The sequence below is a fragment of the Bombella sp. ESL0380 genome (assembly GCF_009725805.1).
GTDB lineage: Bacteria > Pseudomonadota > Alphaproteobacteria > Acetobacterales > Acetobacteraceae > Bombella > Bombella apis.
This window is the reverse complement of sequence record NZ_WNIH01000002.1, coordinates 78,476-101,370: the sequence shown is the minus strand read 5'-3', so window position 1 is coordinate 101,370 and position 22,895 is coordinate 78,476. Positions and strand designations below refer to the sequence as shown.

General features: G+C 61.5%; 19 protein-coding genes and 2 tRNA genes. 10 read left to right on the top strand and 11 right to left on the bottom strand.

Going from position 1 to position 22,895, the window contains the following annotated elements; translation table 11 throughout:
• The first annotated feature begins 99 nt into the window (after positions 1–99).
• From GM608_RS00745 to GM608_RS00725, 5 genes are all read left to right on the top strand, one after another.
• Positions 100–972: a 3-hydroxyacyl-CoA dehydrogenase family protein gene (locus GM608_RS00745; RefSeq protein WP_043561766.1), complete on the top strand. Its 873-nt coding sequence runs from the start codon at positions 100–102 to the stop codon at positions 970–972.
• A complete protein-coding gene (locus GM608_RS00740; RefSeq protein WP_333644825.1) occupies positions 969–1,856 on the top strand; it encodes a hypothetical protein in 888 nt (295 codons plus the stop codon). The genes GM608_RS00745 and GM608_RS00740 overlap by 4 nt, the downstream gene beginning before the upstream one ends.
• Positions 1,857–2,162: 306 nt before the next feature.
• Entirely contained in the window at positions 2,163–2,993 is an 831-nt protein-coding gene (locus GM608_RS00735; RefSeq protein WP_081562507.1) for a MetQ/NlpA family ABC transporter substrate-binding protein, read from the top strand.
• A complete protein-coding gene (locus GM608_RS00730; protein WP_043561769.1) occupies positions 2,990–4,027 on the top strand; it encodes a methionine ABC transporter ATP-binding protein in 1,038 nt (345 codons plus the stop codon). The genes GM608_RS00735 and GM608_RS00730 overlap by 4 nt, the downstream gene beginning before the upstream one ends.
• Positions 4,008–4,658, top strand: a complete 651-nt coding sequence (locus GM608_RS00725) for a methionine ABC transporter permease (RefSeq protein WP_043561771.1) — start codon at positions 4,008–4,010, stop codon at positions 4,656–4,658. Before GM608_RS00730 ends, GM608_RS00725 begins: the two co-directional genes overlap by 20 nt.
• A gap of 88 nt (positions 4,659–4,746) precedes the next feature.
• Here the strand turns inward: GM608_RS00725 and GM608_RS00720 are convergent, their stop codons facing one another.
• The 9 genes from GM608_RS00720 to gyrA form a co-directional block, all read right to left on the bottom strand.
• Positions 4,747–6,030: a cystathionine gamma-synthase family protein gene (locus GM608_RS00720; RefSeq protein WP_333644824.1), complete on the bottom strand. Its 1,284-nt coding sequence runs from the start codon at positions 6,028–6,030 to the stop codon at positions 4,747–4,749.
• Between the two features lie 270 nt (positions 6,031–6,300).
• Positions 6,301–6,885 carry a cytochrome b gene (locus tag GM608_RS00715; RefSeq protein WP_227431408.1) on the bottom strand — a complete coding sequence of 195 codons (585 nt, stop codon included), beginning with the start codon at positions 6,883–6,885 and terminating at the stop codon, positions 6,301–6,303.
• Positions 6,886–6,995: 110 nt separating this feature from the next.
• Positions 6,996–7,439 carry a pseudoazurin gene (locus tag GM608_RS00710; RefSeq protein ID WP_154980901.1) on the bottom strand — a complete coding sequence of 148 codons (444 nt, stop codon included), beginning with the start codon at positions 7,437–7,439 and terminating at the stop codon, positions 6,996–6,998.
• 87 nt (positions 7,440–7,526) lie between these two features.
• Positions 7,527–9,767 (bottom strand): catalase/peroxidase HPI, encoded by a 2,241-nt coding sequence (katG, locus tag GM608_RS00705; protein ID WP_043561779.1) that lies wholly within the window; start codon positions 9,765–9,767, stop codon positions 7,527–7,529.
• A gap of 486 nt (positions 9,768–10,253) precedes the next feature.
• A tRNA-Leu gene (locus GM608_RS00700) sits at positions 10,254–10,340 on the bottom strand.
• Positions 10,341–10,357: 17 nt separating this feature from the next.
• Positions 10,358–10,433 (bottom strand) — tRNA-Lys (locus GM608_RS00695).
• Between the two features lie 141 nt (positions 10,434–10,574).
• Positions 10,575–11,054, bottom strand: coding sequence for a peptidylprolyl isomerase (locus tag GM608_RS00690; RefSeq protein WP_043561902.1), 480 nt, complete (start codon positions 11,052–11,054; stop codon positions 10,575–10,577).
• A gap of 116 nt (positions 11,055–11,170) precedes the next feature.
• On the bottom strand, positions 11,171–11,677 hold the full coding sequence (gene coaD, locus GM608_RS00685; RefSeq protein WP_373364577.1) for a pantetheine-phosphate adenylyltransferase: 507 nt from the start codon (positions 11,675–11,677) through the stop codon (positions 11,171–11,173).
• Positions 11,670–14,447: a DNA gyrase subunit A gene (gene gyrA, locus GM608_RS00680; protein WP_081562510.1), complete on the bottom strand. Its 2,778-nt coding sequence runs from the start codon at positions 14,445–14,447 to the stop codon at positions 11,670–11,672. Before gyrA ends, coaD begins: the two co-directional genes overlap by 8 nt.
• 120 nt (positions 14,448–14,567) lie before the next feature.
• Here gyrA and GM608_RS00675 point away from each other — a divergent pair, with 120 nt between their 5' ends.
• The 3 genes from GM608_RS00675 to GM608_RS00665 are packed head-to-tail and all read left to right on the top strand — an operon-like array spanning position 14,568 to position 18,993.
• Entirely contained in the window at positions 14,568–15,974 is a 1,407-nt protein-coding gene (locus tag GM608_RS00675) for an anthranilate synthase component I family protein (protein ID WP_333644823.1), read from the top strand.
• Positions 15,975–15,977: 3 nt separating this feature from the next.
• Positions 15,978–16,799, top strand: a complete 822-nt coding sequence (locus tag GM608_RS00670) for an aminotransferase class IV (RefSeq protein WP_081562512.1) — start codon at positions 15,978–15,980, stop codon at positions 16,797–16,799.
• A gap of 52 nt (positions 16,800–16,851) precedes the next feature.
• Positions 16,852–18,993: a S9 family peptidase gene (locus GM608_RS00665; RefSeq protein WP_333644838.1), complete on the top strand. Its 2,142-nt coding sequence runs from the start codon at positions 16,852–16,854 to the stop codon at positions 18,991–18,993.
• A 65-nt stretch (positions 18,994–19,058) separates the two neighbouring features.
• Here GM608_RS00665 and GM608_RS00660 read toward each other — a convergent pair whose 3' ends face one another.
• Positions 19,059–19,475 (bottom strand): hypothetical protein, encoded by a 417-nt coding sequence (locus GM608_RS00660; RefSeq protein ID WP_043561914.1) that lies wholly within the window; start codon positions 19,473–19,475, stop codon positions 19,059–19,061.
• Positions 19,476–19,705: 230 nt separating this feature from the next.
• On the opposite strand from GM608_RS00660, the gene ykgO reads away from it, so the two are divergent.
• Both ykgO and GM608_RS00650 read left to right on the top strand, forming a co-directional pair.
• Positions 19,706–19,831 (top strand): type B 50S ribosomal protein L36, encoded by a 126-nt coding sequence (gene ykgO / locus GM608_RS00655; protein ID WP_043561915.1) that lies wholly within the window; start codon positions 19,706–19,708, stop codon positions 19,829–19,831.
• Positions 19,832–19,858: 27 nt separating this feature from the next.
• Positions 19,859–20,605, top strand: a complete 747-nt coding sequence (locus GM608_RS00650; RefSeq protein WP_248630819.1) for a M48 family metallopeptidase — start codon at positions 19,859–19,861, stop codon at positions 20,603–20,605.
• A gap of 10 nt (positions 20,606–20,615) precedes the next feature.
• Here GM608_RS00650 and GM608_RS00645 read toward each other — a convergent pair whose 3' ends face one another.
• Complete coding sequence (locus GM608_RS00645; protein WP_249109188.1) at positions 20,616–22,865, bottom strand: primosomal protein N'; 2,250 nt, start codon at positions 22,863–22,865, stop codon at positions 20,616–20,618.
• Between the last annotated feature and the right edge of the window lie 30 nt (positions 22,866–22,895).

Genomic DNA, 22,895 nt, shown 5'->3' with positions numbered 1-22,895 from the left:
AGGCGACGCGTAATGATAAAGTAAATGTTAGCCATTCATTCAATAAGATGAGCCGTGAGGTCTGGCCCCCGCCAGCCCCTTTCAGCAAAGGAACATGCCATGGCAGATTTTCTGACGGAAAAGGTGCCTGAACGCCCTGCCGCCATCCTTGGCGCTGGCACGATGGGCTCCCGTATCGCCCTGATGCTGGCAACACGCGGCGGCACCGTCCGCCTTTTTGACAGGCAGGAAGAAACCACCCGGAAGGCCATCGCCTATGTCGGGCAGCACCTGCCTGACGTTGTCGCCTCTGTCGAAGGTGGAAAAGCCGGCCATGTGGACATCGCCACCACACTGGAAGACGCCGTGAAAGACGCCTGGCTTGTCATCGAGGCCCTGCCTGAAAAGCAGGACCTCAAGACAGACATCTTTGGCCAGCTGGACCAGCTGGCACCTGCCGATGCCATCCTCGCCACCAACTCCTCCTCATTCCCTTCCAGCCAGATCGTCGGCAAGGTGACGAAGAAGAACCGGGTCCTCAACACCCACTTCATGATGCCACCTGAAAAACGGGCCGTGGAACTCATGTCCTGTGGAGAAACTGACACGGCCCTCATGGAGGATCTGGCCCGCTATTTCAGCGAGGTGGGACTGTCCCCCTACATTGCCCGGAAAGAGAGCATCGGATTCATCGAGAACCGCATCTGGGCCGCCATCAAGCGTGAAGCCCTCTGTGTCGCCGCAGAAGGTGTGGCCGACCCCGAAACCATAGACCGCCTCTACTGCGAGACACAGGGCACGACTGCCGGGCCATTCCGCCTCATGGACCAGGTCGGACTCGATATCGTCCTCCAGATCGAGGAACATTATGCCGCAGCCTTCCCCCACCTGCCCGAAGCGCCCCGCACGCTGCTCCGCAGGATGATTGCCGAACACAGGCTGGGCGTGAAAAGCGGGCGTGGTTTCTATGATTACAGCAAGGCCACCTCATGACCCGAAACATCATTCTTCATTCACTCGAGATCGAACCTGCCCGGATCACTGCCCTCTCCGTACAGGATGGCTGCCCACTGTCCCATATCGACATCGGCTGGGGCTGCCCGGACGGGGTGTGGATCGACCCCACGGAAGGCCGGATATACTGGACGAACATGGGCGCCAACCCCAGTGATGCCGATGGCACCATCGAATCCGCCCGACTGGATGGCAGCGACCACAAGGTGCTTGTGGCCAACGGACTGGTCGTCACCCCAAAACAGCTGACATCCACCCCGGGAGGCGAGCATCTCTACTGGTGCGACCGTGAAGGAATGCGCATCATGCGGTGCCGCCGTGATGGCTCCGACGTGGAGGTGCTTCTTCAGACCGGCACCTACCCGGAGCACATGAAGGATGCCACACGCCACTGTGTAGGCATCACCCTTGATACCAGCAACGGCCATCTCTACTGGTCGCAGAAAGGCCCTCCCAAAGGGGGGCGTGGCCGCATTTTCCGCATGTCTCTGGACCTCCCTGCCGGTACGGACCCCGCAGACCGTCATGGCATCGAGCTTCTGGCCGACCATCTGCCAGAGCCGATCGACCTGCATGTCTCGCCTGCTCTGGGCAAGCTCTGGTGGACGGACCGTGGCGCTGCGCCCGATGGCAACAGCCTCAATGTCGCCCGGGTGGATGAACACGGGCTGCATGACCAGCAGGTCATCCTGCGGGACCTGGATGAGGCCATCGGTCTGGCGGTCGATGCCGAAGGTACCCTGGCCTTTGTCAGTGACCTTGGCGGATCCATCCGGGAAGTCATTCTCGAAACCGGACAGGCCAGACTCATCACCAAACAGGCACCAACAACAGGTCTCTGTTTGGTGGTACAGGAAGACTGACCTCCTCTACAGGGGGCAGGAACACCTGCCCCCGAACAGACACGGTGAAAGGCCTTTCATAAAGTCCCGCACATATTCATCAGGCTTTATATTCCTTTATCATTAACTGTTCATATGGTCATCTCTTTACCTTGACAGAATAGAGCGACCCGCTAAAAACACTCTCTACGCACGGCCTTCCCCGGCCAGAAAAATCATTCCGCACAAGCGGGATGTAATGGTGCAGCCTTGGCAAGACTTTTCCACCCCTGTGGAACTGTCCATGATACCGTACTGATCCACCCCTTAATGTTGAAAGGTACCACCATGTCCCGGTTTTCCCACCTTCCCCGGCGCCGTTTTCTTGGCCTTTCAGCAGGGCTGGCTGGTGCTGCCGCCCTTGGCCTGGCCCATCCGGGAATCGCCCGTGCCGATGGCCGTACGCTGAAAATCGGCATCATGTCTGGCGAGGACGAGGATATCTGGCGGCTCGTCAGCCAGAATGCTGCCCAGCGTGGCCTGACGCTGAAGATCATCCCATTCTCCGACTACAACACGCCCAATGAGGCCCTGTCCGAGCATGACGTGGACGCCAATGCCTTCCAGCACCGGCCCTTCCTCGATGCCCAGATCAAGGCCCACGGCTACAGGATCGTCCCTGTCGGCGACACATACTTCCAGCCGATTGGCCTGTATTCCCACAAATGGCACTCCGTGGCCGAAATTCCGCAGAATGCCCGTATTGGCATCCCCAACGACCCCAGCAACGAGGGTCGTGCCCTCCATGTGCTGGAAACACTGGGGCTGATCCGTCTGCCTGCTGATTCCGGCCTTTTCCCCACGGCGCTGGATGTCACCGACAACCCCCGCAACATCTCCATCGAAGAGCTGGATGCCGGTGTGGTTGGCCGCTCCCTGCCTGATCTGGATGCTGCCGTTGTCAACATGGACTGGGCCCGCAAGGCAGGCATCACCGAGCAGGAACGCATTGGCGTGGAGGGGCTGAAGAACAACCCGTACGTCAATTTCATCTCCGTCAATGAGGGTGATGCCAACGCTGAATGGGTCAAGCCGCTGGTGGAAAGCTATCACCAGCCGAATGTCCACAAGCTCATTCTGGACATCTATCACGGCACAGTCACACCTGCGTGGCCATGAAGCCCATTCTCGACATCCAGCACGTCACCCACAGTTTTGGGCAGCATACGGCTCTTCAGGACATCTCCTTCTCGGTAAAGCAGGGGGAGGTCGTGGGGCTGATCGGCCGCTCTGGAGCAGGTAAGTCCACCCTGCTCCGCTGCCTCTGTGCGCTGGAACGCCCCCAGCAGGGCCACATCCTGCTGGATGGTGTGGACCTCACCACACAACCAGAGCGGCAGCTTGTCCGCATCCGCCGCAAGATCGGTCTGGTCTTCCAGCATTTCAATCTGCTGACTTCCCGCACCGTGGCAGGCAACATTGCCCTGCCCCTCCAGATCGCCGGGTGCCCCCGCAAAGAACAGGCCAACCGCATTGCGGAACTGCTGGAGCTTGTCGGGCTGAAGGGCTTTGAAAAGAAATACCCCTCCCAGCTTTCCGGCGGGCAGAAACAGCGTGTCGGCATTGCCCGTGCTCTGGCAGCCAACCCGACGCTGCTCCTCTGCGATGAAGCCACCTCTGCTCTGGACCCGGAATCCACCAGCTCCATCCTCAACCTGCTGGCCGACATCAACAGGAAGCTGGGGCTGACCATCGTTCTCATCACCCATGAGATGGATGTGGTCCGCCGCTTTGCCCAGCGGATCCTGGTCCTCGATCATGGCCGCCTCGTCGAAGATGGAACCCTGCTGGACTTCCTCCGGGATGGACAGAACAACCGGACCCTCCAGACCCTTCTGGCAGATATCCGTCCCTCCCTCCCTGCCTTTCTGGCACAGACAATGGCTGCCACACCGTCAGCAGGACCACACAAGGCCATCGTACGGCTCGTCCTCAGCGGGACTGATGCCAGCGAGCCGCTCTTCAGTGCACTGCATGAACGGTTCGGCGTGCAGACGGCCCTGCTACAGGGCGGCGTGACCACCGTCGGGGACCATCTGAGTGGTGACATGATCCTCAGCCTTGAAGGAGACAGGACGGAACAAGCTCTGAATCACCTGAAGACGGCAGCGCAGAACATGGAGGTCCTGGGATATGTCCCCTCTCATTCTTAAGCTGATCCTCCATTCCACATGGCAGACGCTGGAAATGGTCGTGGCCTCCACGGCCCTTTCCGTCCTGTTCGGACTGCCGCTGGCCCTGTTCATGATCGCCACCGGCCCGCAGGGGCTGTACCGGCTGCCTTTTGCCGCCCGACTGATGGGCATGGTGGTGGATGCCGTCCGTGCCGTGCCATTCATCATCCTGCTGGTGCTGCTCATCCCTGTCACGCGCTTCATCGCCGGGACGTCTCTGGGGACGGAAGCGGCCATCGTGCCGCTATCCATCGCCGGGATTCCCTATTTTGCCCGCATTGCCGAAATGGCCCTGCGGGAGGTTGATTCCGGCCTTGTGGATGCCGTCCGGGCCATGGGTGGCACACGCATGACCATCATCCGCTCCGTCCTGATTGCCGAAGCCCTGCCGGGACTTGTCACCGGCGTGACGGTCACGCTCATCACCATGGTCGGGGCCTCTGCCATGGCGGGCGTCATCGGGGCGGGGGGCCTGGGTGACCTTGCCATCCGTTACGGGTATCAGCGTTTCAACACCACCGTCATGTTCGGGGTGGTGGTGGTTCTCATCATCATGGTCAGCCTGATGCAGCTCATCGGCAACAGTCTGGCCCGCTGGCTGAAACACTGAAGCATCCGCCTTCTTTCTATCGCCACTAAAAAAAGCCCGCCCCTTCAGAGAGGCGGGCTTTTCCGTATCAGGGCTGACACCGTGACCTTCAGGCGACGTCCAGCGCCTGCTTCACGTCCACCAGCAGATCATCCACATGCTCCACACCGATGGAGAGCCGCACGGTGGATGACGTGACGCCAATGCGCTCCCGTACCTCTTTCGGCACGCCGGAATGTGTCATCGTCGCCGGATGGCTGGCCAGAGACTCCGTGCCTCCCAGGCTGACAGCCAGCTTCATGATCTTCAGCGCATTAAGGAAGCGGAAAGCCGCAGCCTCACCCCCTTCAATATCAAAGGAGAAGGTCGAGCCGGCACCACTGCACTGGCGGGCATAGACTTTCCCCTCCGCCGAATCAGCCTCGTAGAACGGTGGGAAATGCACCTTGTTCACCTTGGCATGATCCCGCAGCAGCTCCGCCACACGCTGGGCATTGAGGGTGGCACGCTCCATGCGCAGCCCCAGCGTCTCCAGAGAGCGGCCCAGCATCCAGCAGCTATGCGGGTCCAGATGGGTTCCAATGGCCCCACGGAGCTGACGCACCGGGCGTGTCATGGCATCACTGCCCAGAACGGCCCCGGCCACGAGATCGGAATGGCCGCCGACATATTTTGTCAGGGAATACAGTGACAGATCGGCCCCATGCTTCAGCGGATGCTGATAAAGCGGCCCGAGCAGCGTGTTGTCACAGACGATGATGGGACGGCTGCCCTGTCTGGCCTCGATCTCCTCGGCAATGCGGCGCACCAGCTTCAGGTCCACCAGACCATTGGTCGGATTGGCCGGTGTCTCGATCAGGATCAGGGAGACACGCCCTTCTGCGATGGCCTTTTCGGCAGCCTCACGCATGATGGCCTCATCCACTCCGCAGCTTCCCAGCCCCACGGACTTGATTCCCAAAGAAGCCATGGTCTTGGTCAGCAGGGTTTCCGTCCCACCATAGAGCGGCTGGGAATGAAGAATCACATCACCGGGGCGGGCATAGGCCAGCAGAGTGGTGGCAATGGCCGACATGCCAGAAGAAAACAGCACCCCACGCTCTGCTTCTTCGTAAACAGCCAGACGGTCTTCAACAATCTCACTGTTCGGATGGTTGAAGCGGGAATAGACCAGCCCCTGCCCCTTGCCTTCCGGCGGTTCTTTCCGGCCGGAAACATAATCAAAAAAATCCCGGCCATCTTCTGCCGTGGGAAAAACGAAGGTCGACGTCAGAAACACGGGCGGTTTCACGGCTCCTTCCGAAAGGGCCGGGTCATAACCGTAATTGAGCATCTGTGTCTCGGGATGCAGCTTGTGGCTGCCAATATGGGTCTTCTTGTGATCTGACGCCATTGGGAATTTCCTTCAGCAGGTACCTAGCCTGTATATGATCCATCACCCAGCTTCAGGACTGCCGGACAGTGCCAATACGGCACCAGGGCAGCCAGTCTGGAAAGCAGAACAAGGATATGTTGTTTTCCTTATATCCTGCCTGATCCATCGACTGATACCACATCCCCCAGACTGGATAAAGCTGTGCCCCCCATTGGCAGCCAACATAAAAAAACACCCCCATCGGACCGATGAGGGTGCTTGCTGGCTGACCCGGCAAAAAGGAACCGCTTACCGTCCCCCCCCATGGCGGGGCAGGATGCGGTCCACCACCTGATCTTTCCGGATGAAACGGTGATAAAGAGCTGCCAGCACATGCAGGACTATGAATCCACCGAAAGTCCATGCAAGCCAGTTATGAACATCTGGCATGATTTCCGCCAGATAGCCGCTATCCATCACGCTCTGCGGCAGAGGGATCAGCGGCCACGATACCAGCCCGAACAGCACGATCGGCATGGCCATGGCAGAGACCATGAGCCAGCCCGTCACGGGCAGGATGATCTGATACAGGTAGAGGAGCCCTTCCATCCCACCTGCCACCACACGCTGCCCTGCCGACAGGTCCTGCGGCAAGGCCGGGGCCCTGTGTGTCAGGCGCCAGAGGACACGCACCACGATCAGCAGCATGGTCACGATGCCGACAGACTTGTGCAGCTGATGCAGGGGTGTCGGATCATTGAGGGGTACATGATCCATATACAGCCCCAAGCCGATCATGAAGAGGATCAATACCGCAATCACCCAATGCAGGATGATGGCCACCGAACCATAACGTTCCGGTCTGCCGGTTCCTGTTTCCACTTTCTCTGACACACTCTGTCTCCATAGACCATGGAATAAAAAAAACGGCCCCTCCGTTCCTGAAAACGGAAACAGGGCCGACCCAGCAGTAAACAGTCTCCAGCCCTCGGGCCAGACCCCTCTTACTTGCCCTTCTTGCTGTCCACATCCTGGAACAGCTCATTGAAGCGACGCTTGGCAGCGCCATAAAGCGGCGCCTTGCGGGCCTCTGCTTCATTGTTGGCATTATCGACAACAACCAGCCCTACCATGCCCAGCGCAAAATGGGGCAGGCACTTATAGCCATACAGACCCGGCTTGGTGAACTGTACCGTCTTTTCCTGGCTGAAAGGAACATTGATGGGCTGTGCGCCATCAGGTGTCATGCCGGGGATGGACTGGGCGTTATGACCCTTGTCCGTCGGAATGAAATGAACACTGTCACCAGAATGGATGTAAACGACAGCTGGCTCAAAAGAGAAACCGTGACTGCCACGGCTCAGCATCTGCACATCAACCGTAGCCGCCGTGGCAGAAAAGGCTGTTGCCATAAACAGGGCGAGTGCACCACCAGCAAATTTCAACATGCTATCCTCCACGTTTGGACAGACCGCCGGGGAGATGTCTCCCCGACGGAATGTATCGTCTGATCTTCCCGCAGGAAGGGACAGATCTTAGCGCTGCAGGTCGAAGCGGTCGAGGTTCATCACCTTCGTCCAGACCTTCACGAAGTCATTGTAGAACTTCGCCTTGCCATCGTTGGAGGCGTAAACCTCAGCAACGGCACGCAGCTCGGGGTTGGCACCGAAGACCAGGTCCACGTCCGTGGCTGTCCACTGCTTCTGCCCGGTTGCACGGTCAAAGCCCTCGTAAAGGTCTTCCTGACCCTCAACCTTCTGCCAGCGTGTGTCCATCGTCAGCACGTTGGTGAAGAAGTCCGTGCTCAGCACACCCGGGTTCTTCGTCAGCACACCGTTGGCGGAGTGACCCGTGTTGATGTCCAGAGTACGCAGACCACCCAGCAGGACTGTCATCTCAGGGATGGTCAGACCCAGCGTGTCAGCCTTGTCCACCAGAGCGTTCAGAGGCGGCGTGTTGTCCGCATCCGCACGGTAGTAGTTGCGGAAGGCATCAGCCGTCGGCTCCAGCAGGTTGAAGGAGTTGACGTCCGTCTGGTCCTGTGTGGCATCGCCACGGCCCGGAGCGAACGGCACCTGGATATTCACACCAGCCTTCTTGGCAGCATCCTCGATACCGACGCTACCGCCGAGAACGATGATGTCAGCCAGAGCAACCTTGCGGGCGCTGTGAGCGTTGAACTTGTCGCGGACCTGCTCCAGCTTCGGCAGGACGGTCTTCAGCTCTTCCGGATCGTTCACGGCCCAGCCGTTCTGCGGCATCAGGGCCAGACGGCCACCGTTGGCACCGCCACGGTGATCGGTCACGCGGTGGGAAGAAGCAGCAGCCCATGCTGTCTTGATCAGCTCACGGTCGGACAGACCGGTTGCAGCGATCAGCTTGCGCAGCTCACGGACGTCAGCCTGGTTGATCGGCTTGGCCGGCATGTTGACCGGGTCCTGCCACACGAAGGTTTCCTTCGGAACTTCGCTGCCGAAGTAGCGGCTCTTCGGACCCATGTCACGAACGACCAGCTTGAACCATGCACGGGCGAAGGCATCGGCGAACTCGTTCGGATGCTCGGCCCAGCGGGCAAGGATCTTGTGGTAGGCCGGATCGGTCTTCAGGGCGATGTCCGTGGTGAACATCATGATCGGACGCATCTTGGACGGATCGTTCGGGTTTGCCGGATCCGGAGCAATCTTGTCATCCGTCTTGGTGTGCCACTGGTGAGCACCGGTCGGGCTTGTGCCCAGCACCCAGTCATTGTTCAGCAGGTTGTCAATGTACTGCGTGGTGAAGTGGATCGGATCGGCAGACCAGGAGCCTTCCAGACCGCTGGTGGACGCATCGTCAGCCGTCTGCTTGCCCTTGATGCAGTGGTCGGCCCAGCCCAGACCCTGATGTTCCACACCGTTGGCAACCGGCGGGCCGCTCAGGCAGGAGTTCGGATGGGCACCATGAGCCTTGCCGAAGGTATGACCACCGGCGATCAGGGCCACGGTTTCTTCGTCATTCATGGCCATGCGGCCGAATGCCAGACGGATCATGGCAGCGGACTTGACCGGATCAGGATCGCCGTTCGGCCCTTCCGGGTTCACGTAGATCAGGCCCATGTGCGTGGCAGCCAGCGGGTGCTTCAGAGTACCGTTCTGACCGACCTGGAAGGAGCTCTTGTTCGGGAAGAACGTCGTGCCCGGACCCCAGTAGATCAGCTCGGACTGCCAGTCATCCGGACGACCACCGACGAAGCCGAGGGTCTTGAAGCCCATCTGGTTCAGGGCAACGTCACCGGTCAGGACGATAAGGTCACCCCAGGAGAGCTTCTCACCATACTTCTTCTTGACGGGCCACAGGAGGCGCTTGGCCTTGTCGAGGCTGGCATTGTCCGGCCAGTCGTTCAGCTGGGCGAAACGCTGCTGGGCACCCTCTTCACCACCACGGCCATCGATGGCACGGTACGTACCGGCATTGTGCCAGGCCATACGGATGAAGAACGGACCATAGTTGCCGTAGTCAGCCGGCCACCAGGGCTGAGAGGTCAGCATGACCTTCTCGATGTCCTTGCGGACTTCCTGAAGGTTCAGCTGCTCAAACTTCTTGTGATAGTTCGTATAATAATCCGCACCGTACGGATCAGACTCTGAATCGTGAGCACGCAGCTTGGCCAGGTTCATGCCCTTCGGCCAGTAGTACTGGTTCGGGCTCGGAACATCGGCAGCCATGGCTGCAGAGGCGAAAGATGTCAGGGTCGTGCTGGCGATCAGCAGAGCAGCCCCGAAATTCTTCAGTTTCATCCTGATCAGTTCCCCATTCATGGATAAGATCTCGACAGATTGTATAGCAACAACGAGCCGGAGCACGATTGGAGCCGTCCCACACGCCACTACTACACATCGCAGGAGTTATATTATCGAGGGGGGATAAAACAAGTAAATCGTTATTTTTAATAACTCTTATAAGTTAACTCTTTTCAGAGAAACCCTTCCTCATAAAGGAAACCTAGCATATATACAAGGAAAACTATTATTGCAAGCCCCTCACGATACCTTTGTTATCTTTTTTTGCCAGTTTCCTGCCATTTTCGGGCCATCTCTTACAATGTGGAACCTGGCCTGACAGCTTGTGTTTCCGCCCCACACGCTACCAGCGCACAGGCAGGGGCATGAAATAAAGGGGCCGCTCTTTTATCAGCTGTTAAATATTCACAACAGCCCACACCAGTAATTCTGCTTCATATCAAGCACTCTGTTACCGGATATTATATTTTCTGAAAAAAAGACTGGTGCCCAGAAGAAGACTCGAACTTCCACGTCCTTGCGGACACAGGCACCTGAAGCCTGCGCGTCTACCAATTCCGCCATCTGGGCACACTCTCTTGCGAGCATGGTGAACCGGCTGGGACTCGAACCCAGGACCATTCGATTAAAAGTCGAATGCTCTACCAACTGAGCTACCGGTTCACTTGAGGAGGCTATCTACCTGCTCCCCCGGGGAGCGTCAACCCCGGAGGCCGCAGAAAACACCACCCTCATGATTTTCTTCATCCGCCGGACGGCACGCCACCATGCGGACGGAGAATCATCAGGTTTCAGACAGTTATGTCAGTTCTCGATGTAAGCCTTGATGATATGATCCGGATTCTGGACCATGCCGGAAGCCCCGGAGCCACGCTTGATCTTGTCCACATGCTCCATGCCCTCGATCACCTGACCGGCAATGGTATACTGGCCATCCAGGGACGGTACACGGTCGAACATGATGAAGAACTGGCTGTTGGCGGAGTTCGGGTCCATCGTGCGGGCCATGCCCAGCGTGCCACGGTCGAAGGTGGCCGTCTGGCTGAACTCGGCCGGCAGGTCAGGATAGGAGCTGCCGCCCGTCCCCGTGCCTGTCGGGTCACCACCCTGTGCCATGAAGCCCTCGATCACACGATGGAACTTCACGCCGTTATAGAAACCCTCATTGGCCAGCGTCTCCAGACGCTCGACAGCCTTGGGGGCCAGATCGGGACGCAGGGCGATGACCACCTTGCCATCCTTCAGCTCCAGAACCAGCTTCTTGCCTGTTGTCGTACCTGTCATTGTCGTGCTCTCCCTGAGCTGATCGTTACCATCCTGACCACCGGCCCATGCCTGTGTCAGGGTTCCACCGGTCAAGGCAGAAACTGCTGCAAGACCGGCCATGAAATGTCGCCGTCTCATGTCTGTTCTCCTGTCAGTTTTGCCCGCACGAGACGGGCGGTCATGGGGCTGACAAATGGGGAAATATCCCCCCCAAGACGGGCAATTTCCTTCACGATCCGGCTCGCCGTCGTACGGTGGCTCTCGGATGCCAGAAGAAAAACCGTTTCAATCTCCGGGGCCAGACGCCGCAGCGCACCGGAAAGCTGGGTCTCGAAATCGAAATCCCCGGCAGAACGCAGACCACGGATCACCGTGCCCGCCCCGGCCTGCCTCACGGCATCCACCAGAAGCGTGTCAAACCCGGTGACGGAAATGCGGTCCTTATGCGGCAGGGCGGCCACTTCCTGCTCCAGCAGCTCCCGCCGCTCCTCGAAACCCAGAAGGGGCCCCTTGGCATCATTGATCGCCACACCGACCACGACATGGTCGAACAGGGCCGCCGCCCGGTCGATCACGTCCAGATGACCGAACGTGACCGGGTCGAACGTGCCAGGATAGAAGCCGATGCGCCGGTCAGTCATCCGTCCCACCGGCATCAGCCGCCGGGGCAGCTCCGGTGTCTCCACCGTCCGCCCCATCAGCCTCGGTCTCACCCTCGGCGGTATCGTCCGCATCATCTTCCATCACGGGGAAGACGCTGATGATGCGCTCGTCACCATCCACACGGAAGAGCGTCACCCCCCCTGCCTGACGGGACATCACACGCACCTGCTCGACCGGCAGACGGATGAGACGGCCCGTATCCGTCACCATCATCACGTCCGTGCCATCCAGCGTCACGAGCGTACCCACGACCTCACGCCCACGGCGGGCGTTGGAGAAGGTCATGTTGTTGATGCCCTGCCCGCCACGGCCGGAGACACGATAGTCATAGGCCGAGGACCGCCGCCCGAAGCCCGTGTCCGTCACGGTGAGCAGGATCTGCTCCTGCGCCTCAAGCTCGGCATAACGGTCTTCGCTCAGCGGGCTGTCAGCCAGAATCTCCTCAAGCCCTTCCTCATCGGAAGCCAGCTCGCTGCCATCCTCGATCTCTTCCTCCAGCCCCTCATCCCCGGGCTGGGCCGCCAGAACACGGCGATGGGCATTGGCAGCCCGGAGGTAAGCAGCCCGCTCCTCCACGCTGGCCTCGACATGGTTCAGCACGGCAAGGGAAACGACCCGGTCACCATCAGCAAGGCGGATGCCCCGCACACCGGTGCTGCCACGGCCAGCGAAAACACGCAGCACGTCATCCGTGATCTGGAAGCGGATGGCCCGGGCATTACGGGTGGCGAGGAACACGTCCTGCCCCTCCCGGCATGTTGCCACGCCGATCAGCTGGTCATTCTCATCCAGCTTCATGGCGATCAGACCGGAAGAACGGATGTTGCGGAAGTCGCTCAGGCGGTTGCGTCGCACGTTCCCGCTCGCCGTGGCAAAGACGAGATGCAGGTCATCCCACAGCTCCTCATCCTGCGGCAGCGGCAGAACGGCCGTGATGGTATCCTCGCCCAGCTCCGGCAGCAGGTTGACCAGTGCCCGCCCCTTGGCCGTCGGGGCCGCCTCCGGCAGGTGCCAGACCTTCATGCGGTAGGCCTTCCCGCCCGAGGAGAAGAACAGCACCCACTGGTGGGTATGGGCATTGAAGCTGCGGATGACGATGTCATCGCCTCGCCGCCCCGCTGCCGTGCGGCCACGGCCACCACGGTTCTGCGAACGGAACAGCTCCAGCGGCGTCCGCTTGATGAAACCGTCCCGTGTGATGGTCACCACCATCTGTCCCGGCTCGATCAGGCTCTCATCGGACTGGTCACCCAGCGCATCGGAGATTTCCGTGCAGCGTGGGTCAGCCAGAGCAGCACGGGCGGCCTGAAGCTCGTCCCGCATGACCTCCATGCGGCGCACATGGCTGCCAATGATCTCCAGAAGCTCCGTGATGCGGGCACTGACCTCTGCCAGCTCCGCCTGAATCTTCTCACGCTCCAGACCGGTCAGACGCTGGAGGCGCAGCTCCAGAATCCCACGGGCCTGCGCTTCTGTCAGATGGACACGGCCATCGACGATCACATTGCCTTCATCATGGATCAGCTCCAGCAGCGGCTCCACATCGGCGGCAGGCCATGTGCGTGTCATGAGCTGCTCACGGGCCGTGGCGGCATCCGGGGCGGAACGGATGAGGGCGATCACCTCGTCAATGTTGGCCACGGCCAGCACCAGACCGACCAGCAGATGCCCCCGATCCCTCGCCTTGTTCAGGTCGAAACGGGCACGGCGGAGAATCACATCCTCACGGAAGCGGATGAAGGCCTCCAGCACGTCCCGCAGCCCCATGGTGCGGGGGCGGCCTTCATCCAGTGCCAGCATGTTGACGCTGAAGCTCGTCTGAAGCTGGGTGAAACGGTAAAGCTGGTTCAGCACCACTTCCGGCGTGGCGTCACGCTTCAGCTCGATCACCACCCGCATGCCGGAACGGTCACTTTCATCCCGGATGTCGGAAATGCCTTCAATGTCCTTGGAGCGGACGAGATCGGCAATCTTCTCCTGCAGTGTGGCCTTGTTGACCTGATATGGAATCTCCGTCACCACGATGGCGAAGCGGTCCTTGCGGATCTCCTCGATCTCGGCACGGGCACGGACAGGGATGGAGCCACGGCCCGTCTCATAGGCCTGCCGGATGCCCCGACGGCCCATGATGATCCCGCCGGTCGGGAAATCCGGCCCCGGGACGATCTGCATCAGCTCTTCCAGCGTCATGTCCGGGTTGGCGATCAGGGCCAGAACGGCATCGATCACCTCGCCCGGATTGTGGGGCGGGATGTTGGTGGCCATGCCCACCGCAATGCCGGACGCCCCATTGACCAGAAGATTCGGGAAGGCAGCCGGAAGAACCTGCGGCTCCTGCTCGCTCTCGTCATAGTTGGGCTGGAAGGCGACCGTATCCCGGTCAATGTCATCCAGCAGGAAGGAGGCAGATTTGGCCAGCCGGGCCTCGGTGTAGCGCATGGCCGCCGGACTGTCGCCATCGACAGACCCGAAATTGCCCTGCCCATCCACCAGCCGCACACGCATGGACCAGGACTGCGCCATGCGCACCATGGCGTCGTAAATGGAACTGTCACCATGCGGGTGATATTTACCCATCACGTCACCGACCGCACGGGCCGACTTGCGGTAGGGCTTGTCCGCCGTGAAACCACTCTCCCGCATGGCGTACAGGATACGCCGGTGCACGGGCTTGAGGCCGTCACGCACATCTGGCAGCGCACGGGAAACAATCACCGACATCGCATAGGCCAGATAGGAGGAACGCATTTCCTCTTCAATCGTCACCGGGAGGCGGTCGGAAGGCAAAATATCGTGCGGCTCGCTCAAGACAGGTCCACCAGTTTTCTGTAAATGGTCAGTGATCGAGCATAACCCATTCTACCTCAGGTGCCTAGTTCCTCCCCACCCGCCCTGCTGCAACGTGACCGGATACCCCGCCCCTCCCCCATGCCTTTTTCTCCTCCTCTTCCTGCCCCCCACATCACGGAACTGCCATGGTGCCCCCCGGAGCGGCTCTTCCCCCTCTGCCGGGAGGGAGGCGCATCCGTCTTTCTCGATAGCGGCGGCCCGGCAGAACAGGAACGGCATCGCTGGAGCTTCCTCTGTCCCCGTCCGGCCGGACGGCTCACCCTGCCCCTGGCGGAGATGCACCATCTCCCGCAGCATCTGCGGGCCTTTCTGGCCGCCCATGCACCGGCGGGCCGCCCTTCCCCCCATCTGCCGGAACTTCCCTTCACCGGCGGCGTGATCGGCCTGCTCAGCTATGAGGCCGGCATGGCCCGTGAGGGCCTCACCTCCCGCCACGCAACGGGCTGCCCCGCCTTCACAGCACTGGCCTGCCGGGACCTGTTCATTTTCGACAGGCTGGAGCAGAGGCTCTGGTGGGCCAGTGCGGACGGCACCCCACCACCGGGCCAGCCCGCCACCACGGCCAGATCGGACCACCCGGGGCCGTCTCTCACCCCCGTGGCCGAACAGGATGCCGCCACGTGGCAGGCTGCCGTCCGGACCGTGCAGGAGTACATTGCGGCCGGAGACATCTTTCAGGCCAACCTGACAATGCGCTGGGTCGCCCCCCGCCCGGAGACGCTCGATCTGCACGCCCTCTACAATCAGCTCCGCACCCGCTGCCCGGCCCCCTTCGGGGCCTGGTTCCACACGCCGGACTTCACGCTGCTCAGTGCCTCGGTCGAACGCTTTCTTTCACTGGACCGTCAGGGACGCATCGAGACACGGCCCATCAAGGGCACCTGCCCCGTCAGTGATGATCCCCAGCAGAATGGCGCCCTGAAAGAGGCCCTCCACAGGGATGAGAAAGAGCTGGCCGAGAACCTGATGATCACCGACCTCATGCGCCACGACATCGGCAGGGTCTGTCAGCTGGGCAGTGTGGATGTTCCGCAGCTTTTTGCCGTGGAACGGTTCGCTCACGTTCACCATCTCGTCTCCAGCGTGACGGGGCAGCTTCAAAGGGACCATGATGCCGCCGACCTTCTGGCAGCCACGATTCCCCCCGGTTCCGTCACCGGAGCCCCGAAATACCGGGCCATGCAGATCATTGATGAGGTCGAGTCTTCTGCCAGAGGAGCCTATTGCGGCACGCTTTTCCGGCTGGGCTGGGATGGTGCGCTGGACAGTTCCGTCATCATCCGCAGCATCAGCGCCACAGCCAGCCATTTGCAGGTAGGAGCCGGTGGGGGCATCACCTACCCTTCACATCCAGAGCGGGAATATGAGGAAATGTGCCTCAAGGCCGCTCCCCTGCTGGCCGTCCTGCGTGACCATGGAGCCTGATGCATGGCACCCACACCCTGCCCCTTTCTCTGGCTCAATGACCAGCTGCTCCCGGCGGACAGTCCAGCCATCATGGCACAGGACCGTGGTTTTCTGCTGGGTGATGGGCTTTTTGAAACCATGCAGCTTCGCCACGGGGCTGCCCCCCGGCTGGAAGCCCATCTGGCACGGCTGGAAGATGGCTGCCATACCCTGCGCCTGCCCTTTCCCGGACGGGACACGATCCGGCAGGCCCTGCCCCACCTGATGGCTGCCAACAGCCTGACGGATGGTTCCGCCCGCCTGACCCTCACACGAGGCCCCGGCCCAAGAGGGCTGGCTCCGCCTGTCAGACCACACACCACACTGCTCATCACGACAGCCCCGCCGTCAGAACAGTCCGCCACCCCCGTCCGGCTGCATGTCAGCACGCAGCGACGGGACAGGCAGGCCGTGCTGAACCGGGTGAAGTCCCTCAACGCCCTGCCCGCCATCCTTGCCCGCATGGAAGCACGGGAAAAAGGGGCCGATGATGCCCTCTGGCTCACCCACGAGGGTGAGATTGCCGAAGCCACAGCCGCCAGCTTTCTGGCCCTGCTGGATGGGCAGATCGTCACGCCACCCCTCTCCGCCGGAATCCTGCCCGGAATCTCCCGGGGCCGCCTGCTCGCTGCCGGTCTCTGCACGGAACGCCTCCTGACGGAAGCCGACATTCCCAAGTTCCAGGGGGCCTGGCTCATCACGGCCCTGAGCCTGACTCCGGTCGCCGCCATAGGGACGCAGGCGCTGCCACTTCAGCCGGAACAGACGGGCCGGCTGCGGCATTTTCTTTATGACGCCTCATGACGTCTCCATCTGGACCATTGAATCCCTCCCGATCAACCGCCACATCTCCCCCATGACTGCTGACAAACACACCGCTCCCGCCCTGCCCAAGGCCCCCGTGGCCCGGCGCAATCCCGTCGTGCTGGAACAGCTCGGCCGCACCCGTACGGATTCCTACGCATGGATGAAGGACGAAAACTGGCAGAAGGTCCTGCGGGACCCGTCCGTCCTGCGGAATGACATACGCTCCCATCTGAAACAGGAAAACGCCTATGCGGAGGCCGTCCTCGCCGGAACGGTGCCGCTTCAGGAAGACCTCTTCAAGGAGATGGTCGGCCGCATTCCTCCGGCAGAAGAGTCCGTGCCGCTGCCTGACGGGCCGTGGCTGTACGGCCTGCGCTTCGAGAAGGACGCCCAGTACCCGCTCCATGTCCGCCGCCCCCGCAAGGCCGGGGCCAGCGAGGCCGACGGACCGGAAGAAATCCTGCTGGACGTGAACGAACTGGCCGCCCGGCACAGCTTCTACAGCCTCGCCCAGGCCGCCCACACAGAGGACCACCGTTATTACGTCTATGCCGAGGACGTGCAGGGGTCGGAAGTCTACCGGATTCAGGTCAAGGACCTTGCCACGGGTGAACTCTGCGCCCCCGCCGTGGAAAGCAGCACGGGCAGCTTCACCCTCTCCCCGGACAGCCAGCATCTCTTCTGGATCTACCGGGACGACAATGGTCGCCCCTCCCGCATCTATCGCCGCCCGCTTCTGGGTGGTGAGGACACGCTCATCTTTGACGAAACCGACCCCGGCTTCTTCCTCAGCATCGGTGTCAGTGCCTCCCGGAAATGGATCGCCATTGAAAGGGGTGACCATGACACGAACGAGACCCTGCTCATCCCCGCCTCAGACCCGACGGCCATGCCCAAAGTCGCTGCACCGCTGGTGCGGGGGGAACGCTACAGCCTGACCCACTGGCAGGACCGCTTCATCGTCCTGACCAACGCAGGCGGGGCCGTGGACTTCAAGCTGATGACGGCCCCGGAAGCCACGCCGGACCGTGCCCACTGGCAGGAGTTCCTGCCCCATGAGGAAGGCCATTTCCTCCTCGGTGTCAGTGCCGGGAAGGACCATCTGGCCTGGCTGGAGCGGCGCAACGGCAATACGGAAATCTTCACCCTCAGCCGTGAGGACGCCGACAGGGGCGACATCCGCCGCCATGCCCGCCATATCAGCATGGACGAACCCGCCTATACGCTCAGCCTGCTGGGCGTTCTGGAATATGACCAGCCCTTCCTGCGCTACATCTACCAGTCCCCCACGACCCCGGCGCACTGGTATGATTATGACATGCGGACAGGGGAGAAAAACCTCCGCAAGGTGCGGGAGGTTCCCTCGGGCCACGACCCTGCCGCCTATGAAACACGCCGCCTGTTCGCCCGGGCTGATGATGGCGCCATGGTGCCCGTCACCCTCCTGATGAAGAAGGGGACGAAGCTGGATGGGCAGAATCCCATGCTGCTGTACGGCTATGGTTCCTACGGCATCTCCATGGAGGCCAGCTTCTCCACCACCGCCCTCAGCCTCGTGGACCGTGGCGTGATCCATGCCACGGCCCACGTGCGGGGTGGCAGTGAAAAAGGCTGGAACTGGTTCCTTGAAGGGCGGGCAACCAAAAAGACCAACAGCTTCACCGACTTCATCAGCTGTGCCCGGCACCTGATTGCCGAAGGCTACACCGCCCCCCGCCGCATCGTGGCGCATGGGGGCTCGGCAGGCGGGCTGCTGATGGGAGCCGTTGCCAACATGGCACCGGAGCTGTTTGCCGGTATCGCCGCACAGGTACCGTTCGTGGACATGCTGAACACCATGTCGGACGTCTCCCTGCCGCTTACGCCGCCGGAATGGCCGGAATGGGGTAACCCGCTGACGGACCCGGAGGCTTACGACCTCATCGCCAGCTATTCTCCCTATGACAATATCCGCCCCGTCTCCTACCCGGCCATTCTGGCCCTGGGAGGGTTGTCCGACCCACGGGTGACCTACTGGGAGCCTGCCAAATGGATCGCCCGCCTGCGGGAAGAGGCACGGGGAGGGCCCTTCCTCTGCCAGATCAACATGGAGGCAGGGCATGGTGGGTCTTCGGGGCGCTTTGCCCGCCTGAAGGAAGTGGCTCTCGTGCAGGCCTTCGCCCTCTGGAGCCTGAAACAGGCAGAAAACTGACCTCCTGAAAGAAAAGCCCCTGCTCCTTTTACGGAACAGGGGCTTTTTCTGGCGGTCCCGCCCACTTACTGGAGATCGTCGCCCTGATCTTCCGAATCGAGTTCAGAGAGCTGGTTACATATCTTGCCCAGCCGTGCATTCTGCCCGGCAACCCCACCCCCACAGGCCGTGCGTGCATCCCGGCCGCAGCTGGCAATCACGCTCTCCATGTCCGATTCCAGCACATCCCGCAGAAGACCGACATCGAAGCTGCGCTGGGCCGTTTCCTCGTCATCCAGCTGCTTCTGCACCTTGCGCATCTCATCCAGGGTCTTCAGGCACTGGTTGCCCGCCGAATTCGGGCTGACCCGCAGAACAGCAAGGATATTGTTCACCACGACGCCCTTGGCATTCACGGCTGGGTCGTCATCATCCGTTCGGGCCGCACCCCCTGCCCAGGCCTGGCTGGCCAGACAGAGGCTCCCCAGGAAAAGAACCGGCACGAGCTTGCGGAAACATGAAGGACGAAAAGATGGAAACTGGCTCATGCCGGGCAGCATAATCTGAAAAGGATCAGGAAGAAATGGGGTTTTGGCCGCCACAACCTTGACTCACCCCCAAAGGACAGGGTATGCGGACGCCAAGTTTCGCGGGCGTCTCAGCCCTGCATTATGAGAGCCGCTGTCCGGAAGGGCAGGCAGGCCTGTCTTTTCTGTCGGGGAGCCTGAACATCATGAAGATCCGTAACAGCCTGAAGTCCGCCAAGGTTCGTGACAAGAACTGCCGTGTCGTGCGTCGTCGCGGCCGCGTGTATGTCATCAACAAGCAGAACCCGCGCATGAAGGCCCGTCAGGGCTGAGCTGACAGACGGATGGGACGGTGCGGCATGTCCACGGCTCCGCTGCGCCACCCTGTCTTTCATGCTCTGAAGCGTGAAGCCCCCTCCGGGGGGCTGAAGCCTCCCGCTTTTCGGCTGGGGGCTTTTTTTATGGCGGCGGCCTGTCTGTTCTACAGTGCAGGGCCAGCGGCCATGGCAGCCACCGCTCCGGCCCACAAGCCAGTGCAGGGCCAGCCCCATGCAGCAATACCCGCACCCGACTCCAAAAACAGCCTTCATGTTCCACCGCCCCCAAAGCCGCACAGCCCGAGCCTGAAAGAAAAGCTGGAACAGACCGAGCAGGCCATTGCCAGCGAACAGGATGACCAGAAGGCCCACAGCCTGATGAAAAAGGCTGACACGCTGCGCCTCTACAGTGTCAAGAACAGTGGCCGCATCCTGCTCAGCGAGGCACAGGATGAACTCAAACAGGGCCATACAGGTGACGCTGAAAAAGACCTCTCCGCGGCTCTGACCCTCCAGCCCGACAACGCCTTCCTCCGCCGCCAGCGGGCTGCCGTCCGCTTTCTCGGCAATGATCTGACAGGAGCCGTGCAGGACCTTCAGGTGGCGCTGGTGCATGACCCTGGCGATGCCCAGAGCTGGGACATTCTGGCCCACACGCAGGAACATCTCCATCATCCCCATCAGGCCCTCCATGCCTATACCGAGGCCCTGACACACGCCCCCCTGCTCCCGGACGGACAGAAACGCTACCGGCAGCTGGAACAGCAGGCCAACGGCATCCCGGACTGACCTTTCCCGGTTACATGAAAGACACCGGGTCCACGTCCACGTCGATGCGGGCATCATTCTTGCGGGGCGCACCGTCCAACCACCGCCTCAGCAGGGGCTGAAGGGCGATGTCCCGCCGGGTCCGCAGGAGAAGACGGTACCGGTACCGGTCCCGCAACAGGGCCAGAGGGGCCGGAGCCGGCCCCAGAACCTGAATCCCCTCCCCCCGTGGGGCGTGCATGGCCAGCAGGCGGGCCAGCTCCTCCGCCTGCCGCTCCTTCGGCGCACTGACGATCACGGCAGCAAGACGCCCGTAAGGAGGCCAGAATCCCGGACGACGCTGGGCGGCCTCCTGCTCCATGAAGCTGATGAAGTCATTGGCCAGCAGGGCCTTCATCACCGGGTGATCACCCGCATAACTTTGCAGCATCACCTGCCCCGGCTTCGTGCCACGCCCTGCACGCCCCGCCACCTGATGCAGCAGCTGCATGGTCCGTTCCGCTGCCCGCAGGTCACCTCCACCCAGTCCGAGGTCCGCATCCACCACCCCAACCAGCGTCAGGTCCGGGAAGTGCCAGCCCTTGGCCACGACCTGCGTGCCGATGATGAGGTCCACCTCCCGGCTGGCGATTTTCCGCACGGCCTCTTCCATGGCCGTGGGTGAGGTCAGCGTATCGGAGGCCATGCTCAGCAGCCGTGCATCCGGGAAGCGGGCCTGCGCCTCCTCATGGATGCGCTCCACCCCCGGGCCGATCGGCACGAGACTGTCCTGCGCCCCGCAGGATGGACAGGCACTGACAAGTGGCTGGGTGTATTCACAGTGATGACAGGCCAGAATCCGGCGGCGCCTGTGCTCCACCATCCACGCTGAACAGTGAGGGCATTGCAGGCGGTGCCCACAGGCCCGGCACAGCGTCATCGGTGCATAACCACGCCGGTTCAGAAACAGCATGCTCTGCTCTCCGGCCTTCATCCGCTCTTCAATGCTCTCACAGAGCAGAGGGGATAGAAACTGCCCCCGCTCCGGGCCATGCTCCTTCATGTCGATCAGGGTGATCTCCGGCATCCGGGCCGTTCCATGCCGAGCCTCCAGCACCTCATGACGGAAGCGCCCCTTCTGCACATTGACGAGCGTCTCCATGGACGGTGTGGCGGAGACGAGAATGACCGCCCCCTGCACCAGCCTCGCCCGCACGATGGCCATGTCCCGCCCGTGATAGAGAACGCCTTCTTCCTGCTTGTAGGTGTTCTCGTGTTCCTCATCGACCACCACAAGCCCGAGACGGGCAAAAGGCAGGAACAGGGCAGAGCGTGCCCCCACGACAACCTGCTGCCGCCCCTCGGCAATGGCGCACCATGTCTCCCGCCGTGTCTTCTGCCCCAGCTCGGAATGCCAGACGGCAGGCCGGATGCCGAAGCGCCGTTCAAAACGGTCCGTCCACTGGGCCGTCAGGACGATCTCCGGCAGCAGCACCAGTACCTGCCTGCCCTGCCTCAGGCACGCTGCCACAGCCTCGAAATAGACCTCCGTCTTGCCGGACCCCGTCACCCCCTCCAGCAGCGTGACATTGAAGGTCCGCTCCTCCACGCCGGCCACCAGAGCCTCCGCCGCCTCGGCCTGCTCTGCGGAAAGGGTCGGCGGGGCATGGTCCGGGTCCGCCTGTCCGGCAGGGGATGGTACCTCCATGAGGCACTCTTCCAGCACCCCTGCATTGGCCAGACCCCGGATCACCGCCGCACTGGCCCCGCTCTGCGCCGCCAGCATCGCCGTGGTGCCGGGACCACCCTGTTCCAGAGCCTCCAGAACGGCCCTGCGGGCCGGGGTCAGACGCAGCGTGTCCGGCAGGGGGCCGGGTTTCCGCATCCAGCCCATGAGGGGTTTCATGCTGCCCGCCTGCGCCGGAACCCGCAGGGCAATGGCCAGCACCATGCCCGGCGCACTCAGGCCATAGGCCGCCACCCAGTCGATGAACTGGCGGAGATCATCCGGGAGGGGCGGTACATGTTCCAGCACGGCCGAGATGGGACGCAGTTTTGCAAAAGCGAACGTTTTCCCTCTGGAGACCGGACGGAAATCGACAGGAAGATGGGCTGGCTCGCCGTCCCACACACAACCTGTCAGCTCCTGCCGCCCCAGCGGCACACGCACCAGCGTTCCCGGTGCCAGAAGCCTGTCGGACCGATAATCCAGCGGGCCATCGAAGGGACGGGGCACCAGAACGGAAAGACGATGACCGGCTTCCATTCTCCTGCTATGGGGAGGGAGGCTGTTTTCTGCCATGTCTTCATCCTAACCTCTCCGGCAGGGAAA